Genomic DNA, 9170 nt, shown 5'->3' with positions numbered 1-9170 from the left:
CCCGGACCCCCATCCCCTCATCCTTCCTAAACTTTTTGGCGCCGCTTCGCGGGGTGGGCGCAACATGGCGTGCTGCTTTACGATACCATATCAACGGATCGGGAAACCTGTTCGTGCAGCGGCACGGCATACCGCGCCCCCCCCCCCGCGACAGCGGCGACAAAAAGTTTGGAAGGGGGGTCCAGGGGGGAAACTTTTTCTCAAAAGTTTCCCCCCTGGCCGCCGGAGGCATCAAAAAACCCCGCCCGACGAATCCGTCGGGCGGGGTTTTTTTATGAGCGTCAGAGGACGGTTAGTCCCAGGTGCGTTTGTCTTCGATGGGGCGGATCTGCGGGGGCAGGGTGCCGGGGGCGAGGACCTTGAGGATGGGGCGCAGTTTGATCTTTTCGCGGAAGAGGTGGAGGAGTTCGTCCTCCTGGTTGAACTGGCCCGCCTCGATGGACAGGATCATCTCGTCGATGCCGCCGGGGTTGGTGACTTCGATCTGCCAGCGTTTGACCTCTTCGAACCGGGCCATGACCTGCTCGACCTGATGCGGGTACACGAACATGCCCTTGATGCGGGCGGTGGTGTCCACGCGGCCGACGATGCCGCCCAGGCGCGGGGAGGTACGGCCGCAGGCGCACGGGGTGCGGTCCAGGTAGCCGAGGTCGCCGGTGGCCAGGCGGATGAGCGGGTAGGTACGGTTGAAGGCGGTGACCACGATTTCGCCGACCTCGCCATCCTTGAGCGGGATGCCGGTGTCGGGGTGGCAGATCTCGACGTAGGCGCGGTTGGACAGGTGCAGGCCGGACTTGTGGAAGCATTCGTAGCCGATGCAGCCCACGTCGGCGGTGCCGTAGCCCTGGCGCATGATGCAGTCGAACTTCTTTTCCAGGGTGGAGCGCATCTTCTCGGAGAACTTTTCGCCGGTGACGAAGGCCACTTCGAGGAACAGATCCTTGCGCAGGGACAGGCCCGCTTCCTCGGCCTTCTGGGCCAGGTGCATGAGGTAGCTGGGGGTGCCGACGTAGCCGGTCACGCGCAGCTTCTGCATGATCTCGATCTGGGAGTTGGTGTTGCCGGGACCGGCGGGCACCACGGCGCAGGACAGGTTGCGCAGGGGCTCCTCGAACATGAGGCCGGCGGGCGCAAGGTGGTAGTTGAAGGTGATCTGGGCCAGGTCGCCGGAGCGGAAGCCCGCGGCGTAAAAGCCCTCGGTCCATCCCCAGTAGTCCTCGGAGCGGTCTTCGGGATCGAAGATCGGGCCGGGGGAAAGGAACACGCGCTGCAGTTCGCCCAGGTCCTTGGTCAACAGCCCGCCGAGGCGGGGGCCCATGGACTGGAGGAAGATCAGTTCCTTTTTCTTGATGATGGGGATATGCTTGAGGTCGTTGAGAATGCGGAACTTGTCCACGTTGAACTGGGCGCGGTCGAACCGCTTCTTGACGTCCTCGGAGTACCTGTAGGCATAGGAAAGCAGCTCTTTCAGCTGCAGCTGGCAGTACTGCCTGCGCTCGGACTCGTCGAGCACCTCGCGGCGGGAATAGATTCCCTCGGTACGGTCTTTTCGTGTCATATGTAGCTCCTTGGTGGCTTGGATTCCATATCGGACAGGGAGCGGGACTATAACACACCGGAATATTTTTGCAAGAAAAACTTTAATTTTACAGACATTCCGAACGCTTGCAAGCACAATTTACCCCAAAACGAAGTTGCAGAATATGCTTGACACCGGGATACCAAATGGATACTCATACTTTCCCTGACGGGTCATGGGTCGTTAACTCAGTTGGTAGAGTATCTGCCTTTTAAGCAGAGAGTCACTGGTTCGAGCCCAGTACGACCCACCAGAATGCGTCCCCATCGTCTAGTGGCCTAGGACTCCGGCCTCTCACGCCGGCAACAGGGGTTCAAACCCCCTTGGGGACGCCAAGACAAATCAACGGGTTACAGCAAATCGCTGTAGCCCGTTTTTGTTTGCGTGTAAAAGTACGTGTAAATTGGGACTAAAAAGCCCCGGAGATTGGTGTCTTCGGGGCTTTTTTATGAAAGTCTAAAAGCTAAACTAATCGATTTCATACTGTCCGAGCCTGAATATTGAGCATTGGACATTTGTTTGTGCATACTGATACAGATTGGCTGTTTGCTGTTTCGTTCAGCAGACTTGTTTTAACAGCCAACTGAGAGTGATATATGCCTAACATTACTTTTCTTTGTCTCGCGAAATCATGGAAGAAAGGCGGTGTGTGTATTGCTGGTAAAAAGGTCGAGAATAATTATGTAACAGGCTGGATTCGCCCAATAAGTAATCATGACGAAGGAGGTATATCACTTGCAGAGCGCCGATATGCGGACAGAACTGACCCCCAAATACTTGATTATATTGAGTGCGGCGTTGGCGAGCATTGCCCTAATGGGGCCCAAACGGAAAACTATTTGATCGCCAACAGCAGGTGGGCAAAGATTGGCGTTCACAACGGGTCTGTGGCACAATACTGCGACACTCCGGATTCTCTTTGGGGTATAGGTAGTTCAACAAGAAACGGTATAAACGACAAAATCACTGAAGTGTTAGCCAGCGCACTGGATGAGTCGTTATATCTCATAAGCCTCGATGAAGCGACGGTGTTAGTTCGTGAAGAAATCGAATACGGGGGGGACACAAAGACCCGTGTGAGGCTTTCCTTCCAGTACGGAGGCCACCCATATATCTTGTCTCTTTCAGATGATGTGAGAAAACAATACTACTTGGAACAAGGAATAGGGGAATACCCTTTAGAAAACTGCCACATCGCGGTTAGTTTAAGCACTCCATACCATGATCACTGCTATAAGGTTGTGGCTGGAATAATTGAGTAACATGGGAACAATATATACTATAGGCTATTCCTCGTATAGCATCGAGGACTTCGTTAACACCTTGATAAGCGATGAAATAAACGCTCTCATTGATGTTCGGTCAAGCCCTTACAGCAAAATGTATTCTGAGTTTAATAAAGATAACTTGAAGCGCTATCTGAATTCAAAATCAATATATTATGTGTTTCTTGGTGAGGAGTGTGGAGCACGTGCTAGTGAAAACTATTGCTATAGAAATGGGGCAGTAGATTTCAATTGTGTTTCAGATTTGCCTAGGTTCAAGGCAGGTATAAAGCGGATTACAGATGGGGCATCCAAATTCAATGTTGCTTTGATGTGTGCAGAGAAAGACCCTATTACTTGCCACAGGACAATATTGGTAGCTAGGCACTTAAAGAAATACGATTACCCGATCAAACATATTCTCGCGAATAATGGAATAGAAACTCATGAACAGCTAGAAAAACGGCTATTAAAGCTATTTGATCTAGATCAAAGTCACTTCTATAAGACAAAAAATGAGTTGCTAAAGGAGGCGTACGACTTGCAAGCGGCGAAAATAGCATATCGTCCCGCCGAACAAGAAGCCGAAGTACACGAGGTGGATTATGATTAAGCTGTACACGATTGGATTCGCCCAAAAAAGTGCAGAAGAATTCTTTACCATGCTCAGGAAAGCGCACGTCAAAACCCTAGTTGATGTGAGGCTTAACAACGTCTCTCAACTTGCTGGGTTTACGAAAAAAAATGATTTGCAATTTTTCCTGAGAGAAATCATAGGCGCAGCTTATATACATGTTCCTGATTTGGCACCGACAAAAGACATTTTAGATGGATACAAGAAGAAGCAAATTAAGTGGGAACAATATGTTCGGCAATACGAGTACCTGCTGAAAACGAGAGACTTGAGTTCGGCATTGTCAAAAATAGACTTAGATGGCGCATGCCTTCTGTGCAGTGAACCAACCGCAGATAAATGTCACAGAAGACTGGCTGCAGAATATATTCAATCCCAGAATGAAGAGATCAGCGTGCTCCATCTATAAAATCAACAATTAGTCCAGAAGGCGACACCCCTAGGGCTTGTTGCATACTAACCGAACACGTCCTCCAAGACGTTTTTGGTGATCCCCAGCCGATGTATGTACCGCGTCGTAGTCATCGAGTTCTTATGGCGAAGGATGGCTTGAATGGTTGGGATGTCCACCCCCTCTTGCGCAAGTATTGAGGCCGTCAGATGCCGGATTCCATGAAACGTGAAGTGCTTCACCCCCGCCCGCTTGCACAGGATTTTCATGAGGTGCTGTCGCCACTTATACGGTGATCCGTCCTCGGTACTGAAGACATGTTCACCAACCCGTTGCTTATAATGTTCTGAGAGCGCTTGCCGTAGACGATTGGTCAACGGAAGCCAGTCGTACTCCAGAGAGCCGCCCTTTCGCTTACGGGTCCACAGCCTGATCTTGCCATTCTCAAAATCCAGGTCCGCCCAAGTCAATTTGAGGAGTTCGCCACGCCTTGCCCCGGTGTGGAGCAAGGTCAACAGGAAAACCTGATCTTGGGGACGGGCAACCGCGTAGACCTTCCAGAAGTCCGAGTTCTGCGGCACGTCGTTCCAAACTTCTTCGGTCTGTTGCGCCTCCCACCGTTTTGCTTCGGACTTGCTTTTGAACATCTTGTTCTTGCGCTTGCCGTTTATCATTTTGGTTGCCCGGTACTTGCCGGATTTCTTGTCGAAGTAAGGCATCCTGATTCCTCATTCGGTTCAGTATTTCATTTTCAAAGAACAACAGCTTCCCACCACGGCAGGCCTGGAAGCCTCCGAGTTCACGCTTATGGCGATAGACGAAGCCCTTCGAAACTCGCAGGAGTTCCGAGACTTCGTGTGCGCTAAGCACGTTTGGGGAATTATCTTTTTGCACTACTCACTCGCCAACTGGTTGGTGTCGTCGCTCTTCTGACACCAACATACAGAGGCCGGGAGTGAGGGAGGACTGGGGAACAGCTATTTCCCCAGAGAAAAAGAATATCTACTTCTTATTGCGTTGGTCTTCCCATTTAGACGAATAGTCTTTCACCAAGCGTTCAACTTTCCCAATGAATTTGGCTGATTCAATGTCTATTGTAACTTCTGGGAACACAAAATTTTCCGGGAACCCCAAAAGAGGTTTGGTAATGAGTTTTTTAACTTCTCTTTTCCTCTGGTCATCGATCTGAAGGATGTTCGTAAAAGAGTACTGCTGCTCCCTACGATCCTCGGCGTTTAGCTGACGAGTATATTTAAAGGGAAGGAGGAATTCGCGAAACTTTTGAGAAGTACCAAAAAACCAACCAATTTTATGAATCTTTGGCCCTTTAATCTTCTTACCATCTGGATCGATCCGTGAATACGCTGCGCAAAGATGCAGTACGCTATTGAACTTATCTACTTCACGGCTGAATGTTTTGCGCGAATAAGTCATTTTTCTTCCTTTCTTCTCCTCCAGCTTTTTGAAACCTCTATTTGATAAAAAGTATGCTTTGTTGACGCCGGGATCGTCAATTTCCAAAAGCCTCATCGCGTTTAAAAAACGGACAATCTCCCCGATTCGTTTCGCCTTGATTTTTCGCTTCGACATCTCAGTTTTAACGGTCTTACTCATAAGAGCTCTTCTAACATGTCGGACGACCTCACTATTTTCTTTCTTTCTGAAGAACTGCCGTGCGCGCGTCGGATTTGCAAGGACATGTTGTAGCAACCTGTGATGAAAAATATTGCTCTGCAATTTGGGATCCTCAGGAGCCAACATGTAACTAAAGGCTAAAAACCAATTGAAATAAGCGCTTTGTTCGTTGTCGAGAGGAATGATTTTGATTTCTTTTTCCCTTTGTCCCGGCATGTTGAGCCACCTTTTTTTAGTTTTCTTCTAGGGAACAACGAGTTCCCCAGTGGAACCGTGTGAGCAGGTAAACGATGCTACAGCCATAAGAACAGCGGAAGCGATCCGCTGGCATATTATTCAACCCTTTAAGGAGGATATTAATATGGCTAAAGTTAAATCACAAACCAAAATCGTCAACAAGATCATGAAGGAGGTTGATCTTGTCCGCGACACGCACGGCACGCCGCACGCCATCTGGCAGGAGCATTCGGGAAAGCAAGTCCACCCTCTTGATGCAGGCGAAGTGACCCACTTAATCAGCCGTTACTGCCTCGCGAATGATGGCAACCTTCCGTCCAAGCATATCGTGGATGGCATACGAAATGAGCTTGCGTTCTACACAACCGAAAATGGCCAAGTAAAAAACATCGCGACAAGAGTCGGCCACCACGAAGGTTCTGTTTTTCTCGACTTGGGTAAGCCGGGGGTGATGAAGGTCTCAAAAAAGAAATTCGAACTGGTCGAAGAATCTGAGGTCCTCTTTCGCCAATCACCCCTTATTGCCTCTTTGCCTATTCCCGACCTGGAAGCAAAGGGGACAGCAAAAAGAATTACCCGGTACGTGAACGTCAGGAAGAGGGACAGAGTCCTTATCCTGTCCTGGGCGATGTCATTATTCCTCCCCGGTGGCACCTACCCCCTATTGGCAATGTACGGAAAGCAAGGATCAGCAAAAAGCACAACCCTAACCATGTTGAAACAAATGCTAGATCCTTCTGAAGTGCCCATAATTGCGATGCCCAAGAATGAGGTTGCCTTGTTCATTGCAAGCAAATCCTACAAGATGATGCCCATAGACAACGTGTCTAAGATCGGTGGCAACATGTCTGATGCGATGTGCCAACTTGCTAGCGGGGGCAGTATCGCAGGGCGAACTCTTTACACAAACTCGGGGCTTACCGTCATTGATGGGCACTCTCTCATTTCCCTCAATGGGATAGGGCTCGAAATATCCAGACAAGACCTCTTAAGTAGAACGCTCGTCATAGAGGCCCCGCCGCTCGACGGCAAACACAAGCCACAAAAGGAACTTGTTGCAACGTTCAAAAAGGATCACCCAGTAATCTTGGGCTCCATGCTTAAGGGCGTACAATTAGCTTTAAATAGGCTTGAGACCGTCACCTCTAATTCAACCCATAGGATGGCTGACTTCATCAACTGGAGTATAGCCTGGGCACCTGCCTTTGGGCTCAAAGAATCCATCGTTGAAAAGCGCCTGCTCGACAACTGGAAAGAAGGGCAGCGCCATGGCCTCGCGTCCGATCGATTCGCCTCAGGCTTTATCGAGTTCATAAAAACCCAGAAAACGTTCAATGGCAGCGCAACGGAGTTGTTTGACCACATGAAATTACACGCAAAGGTTAACGACTGGGATATAAGCTTTTGGCCCACATCCGCCACCGGCCTAGGCAAGCGGCTGTCGCTCCTAGAGGATGCATTAATTGACGCCGGGGTATCCTTAAGGAAGAGCCGCAACAAAAGAGGCACAATTCTTACGATTAAATACAAAAAGTAGCGCGAGTTCAGCCACCGCTGAATGTTGCCACGGCAACGTTGCTTGAAAAGCAATCCGCGCACAGGATTAGGGGGGGACTATCATCATAACGATGTATGTTCCCCCCCCTTACAAATTTAAAAACTAATGACTACAATTTTAATATACTATTTTTAATATACTTATATTTATAACTTTCATGCCAATATGGTTACTATTTAATTTTCACTATTAACCCTACACTAGCAGCACTCGTTGATATGAAGTTGAGCTATACCAGTTGCCTAGCCCTCTTCCCAGGCCGTGCTTGATGGTAGGTTTGAGGGTTAGGCCCACACCCAACCATGCGGTGCAGGCCCTGGCCTCAGCCTATAACTTCCGCATGAAGAGCAATATTTCCACGGGTGCTCCAACGCGGCTTAACGACATTGTTTTGGAATCAGACTCGGGGACAAAACCCAAACTGAGCAAATCCCCGGTCGTGAGGGCCAAGACCATGGAGCAATATCCGTCTTCGTCCTTGGGGATGAAGCGCACCATCTCCAGCGGGTAGCGCGAGCCATTCACAATGGAAGCGTAAGGCCGCTGCCTCAGATCAAATCCCACCTGCTCGCCAGAGGACTGGACACGCCAATAGCCTGAGGCGTCAGACCGGAAGTCGGCTTCCGTGTACGCCCGCGCCATCCCGCCTTGAGCGAGAAACAGAATCCCCGCACCGAGCACCGCCGGGATGCAGAACGCCAGGATCGCCATTCCCCAATTGAAAGGCTGGTTCCCGACCGGCAACTGCTTCTTGGCCTTGATGGCCGCGTAGATGTTCACCGGGATCGCCGTCAGCGGGATGAAGCTTATGACGGCCATGATCAGGCCCTTGGCAACCTTTCCGTACCCGGCGTAGTACGCCCCGCCGAAAAGCAGCCCCAGCCAGCTGAACCCCTTCTTCTGTTCAACCTCGGACATTCTAACCTCCTTGTGCCCATGGCGTGCAGCCTGGGCGCTCTTGATGATTGCGGGTCCGGCTTCCGCCATGGAAGACGTCCCAGGGTTTCTGAAGTGTAATTTGTAGAACATATTCTGTAGTCATATATTCTACAAGTCAAGCACGGTTGGAATCCAATACAAGGAGCCGCCGTGCCGAAAAACAACAGCACCATGTACTCTGCGGAAGAGCGGAAAGTGATACGAGAACTGGGGATTCGGGTCCGTCAACTACGGGATGAGGCTGGCTTGTCGCAGGAGCGCCTGGCCGAGCTGGCCGAGATGCACCGGACGTACATAAGCTCCATTGAGCGGGGGCAGCAGAACATTTCCCTGACCATCCTGATCCGGCTGGCGACGACTCTTGAGGTGTCCCTGGAAAGGCTTTTTACGGGTATTTAGCGGGAGGAGGGAACAGCCCCCTCCCCTTTGATTAGATGATTTCGAGTTCTTGAAGCAGAGACTCAATGGCGTCCCTGACAGCGGCTGCAACGTCCTTGTCCGGGTGCTGCTCACTAGCGACCAGGGCGTTTTCCAAACCGTTGGCCAGGATCGTGTTGCTGGTGCCGCCCTGCCCGCGAAGCTTCGCCAGCCCGCGTCGCAGGTTGTTCTGGCTGATCCCTTTGTCCTGCCCCTTCGAAACCAGGGCGCCAGCATCGACTGTTACCATTCTCATGTCGTTCCTCCGAATCTTTCGGTTTGATGATAGGCATGCCCCTCCGTGTCCGGTCACCGGCATGCGGCCAATACTCGAAGTAAACTGCCGCCGGGCTCCATCAGAACCGCGCCGCGAATTGCGGGACCTAGATGTGAAGTTATAGGAGGTTGTTCACTCGGCCCTAATCGGTCAAATTGTGTTTACGAAGACGCAATTGCCGAAAGGAGGACCGAGTGAACATTCATGCCAATGCCAGATTGACGCCGATTCGTCGAGT

10 protein-coding genes and 2 tRNA genes are annotated in these 9170 nt (G+C 50.8%); 7 read left to right on the top strand and 5 right to left on the bottom strand.

The window, feature by feature from the left end:
* Positions 1 to 292: 292 nt before the first annotated feature.
* Entirely contained in the window at positions 293 to 1558 is a 1266-nt protein-coding gene (locus AB6M95_RS18880) for a phenylacetate--CoA ligase family protein (RefSeq protein WP_371388294.1), read from the bottom strand.
* 198 nt (positions 1559 to 1756) lie between these two features.
* On the opposite strand from AB6M95_RS18880, the gene AB6M95_RS18875 reads away from it, so the two are divergent.
* The 5 genes from AB6M95_RS18875 to AB6M95_RS18855 all read left to right on the top strand — a co-directional run bounded on the left by AB6M95_RS18875 (position 1757) and on the right by AB6M95_RS18855 (position 3887).
* A tRNA-Lys gene (locus AB6M95_RS18875) sits at positions 1757 to 1832 on the top strand.
* Between the two features lie 6 nt (positions 1833 to 1838).
* A tRNA-Glu gene (locus AB6M95_RS18870) sits at positions 1839 to 1914 on the top strand.
* A 261-nt stretch (positions 1915 to 2175) separates the two neighbouring features.
* Positions 2176 to 2841, top strand: a complete 666-nt coding sequence (locus AB6M95_RS18865; protein ID WP_371388293.1) for a dual OB domain-containing protein — start codon at positions 2176 to 2178, stop codon at positions 2839 to 2841.
* A 1-nt stretch (position 2842) separates the two neighbouring features.
* Positions 2843 to 3457, top strand: a complete 615-nt coding sequence (locus AB6M95_RS18860) for a DUF488 domain-containing protein (RefSeq protein ID WP_371388292.1) — start codon at positions 2843 to 2845, stop codon at positions 3455 to 3457.
* A complete protein-coding gene (locus tag AB6M95_RS18855) occupies positions 3450 to 3887 on the top strand; it encodes a DUF488 domain-containing protein (protein WP_371388291.1) in 438 nt (145 codons plus the stop codon). The genes AB6M95_RS18860 and AB6M95_RS18855 overlap by 8 nt, the downstream gene beginning before the upstream one ends.
* A 47-nt stretch (positions 3888 to 3934) precedes the next feature.
* Here AB6M95_RS18855 and AB6M95_RS18850 read toward each other — a convergent pair whose 3' ends face one another.
* Positions 3935 to 4588 (bottom strand): tyrosine-type recombinase/integrase, encoded by a 654-nt coding sequence (locus AB6M95_RS18850; RefSeq protein ID WP_371388290.1) that lies wholly within the window; start codon positions 4586 to 4588, stop codon positions 3935 to 3937.
* 283 nt (positions 4589 to 4871) lie between these two features.
* Positions 4872 to 5720, bottom strand: a complete 849-nt coding sequence (locus AB6M95_RS18845) for a hypothetical protein (protein ID WP_371388289.1) — start codon at positions 5718 to 5720, stop codon at positions 4872 to 4874.
* A 145-nt stretch (positions 5721 to 5865) separates the two neighbouring features.
* Here AB6M95_RS18845 and AB6M95_RS18840 point away from each other — a divergent pair, with 145 nt between their 5' ends.
* Positions 5866 to 7278: an AICE element replication initiation protein gene (locus AB6M95_RS18840; RefSeq protein WP_371388288.1), complete on the top strand. Its 1413-nt coding sequence runs from the start codon at positions 5866 to 5868 to the stop codon at positions 7276 to 7278.
* A gap of 348 nt (positions 7279 to 7626) precedes the next feature.
* Here AB6M95_RS18840 and AB6M95_RS18835 read toward each other — a convergent pair whose 3' ends face one another.
* Positions 7627 to 8217, bottom strand: a complete 591-nt coding sequence (locus AB6M95_RS18835; protein WP_371388287.1) for a hypothetical protein — start codon at positions 8215 to 8217, stop codon at positions 7627 to 7629.
* 192 nt (positions 8218 to 8409) lie between these two features.
* Between AB6M95_RS18835 and AB6M95_RS18830 the strand changes: the two genes are divergently transcribed.
* Positions 8410 to 8637, top strand: a complete 228-nt coding sequence (locus AB6M95_RS18830; protein ID WP_371388295.1) for a helix-turn-helix domain-containing protein — start codon at positions 8410 to 8412, stop codon at positions 8635 to 8637.
* Positions 8638 to 8668: 31 nt separating this feature from the next.
* Here AB6M95_RS18830 and AB6M95_RS18825 read toward each other — a convergent pair whose 3' ends face one another.
* Positions 8669 to 8911, bottom strand: a complete 243-nt coding sequence (locus tag AB6M95_RS18825) for a hypothetical protein (RefSeq protein WP_371388286.1) — start codon at positions 8909 to 8911, stop codon at positions 8669 to 8671.
* Positions 8912 to 9170: the final 259 nt, after the last annotated feature.

The sequence above is a fragment of the Pseudodesulfovibrio karagichevae genome (genome assembly GCF_041414475.1).
Taxonomy (GTDB): Bacteria; Desulfobacterota; Desulfovibrionia; order Desulfovibrionales; family Desulfovibrionaceae; genus Pseudodesulfovibrio; species Pseudodesulfovibrio karagichevae.
The sequence above is the reverse complement of the archived record's forward strand: the minus strand, read 5'-3'. Positions and strand labels throughout refer to the sequence as shown.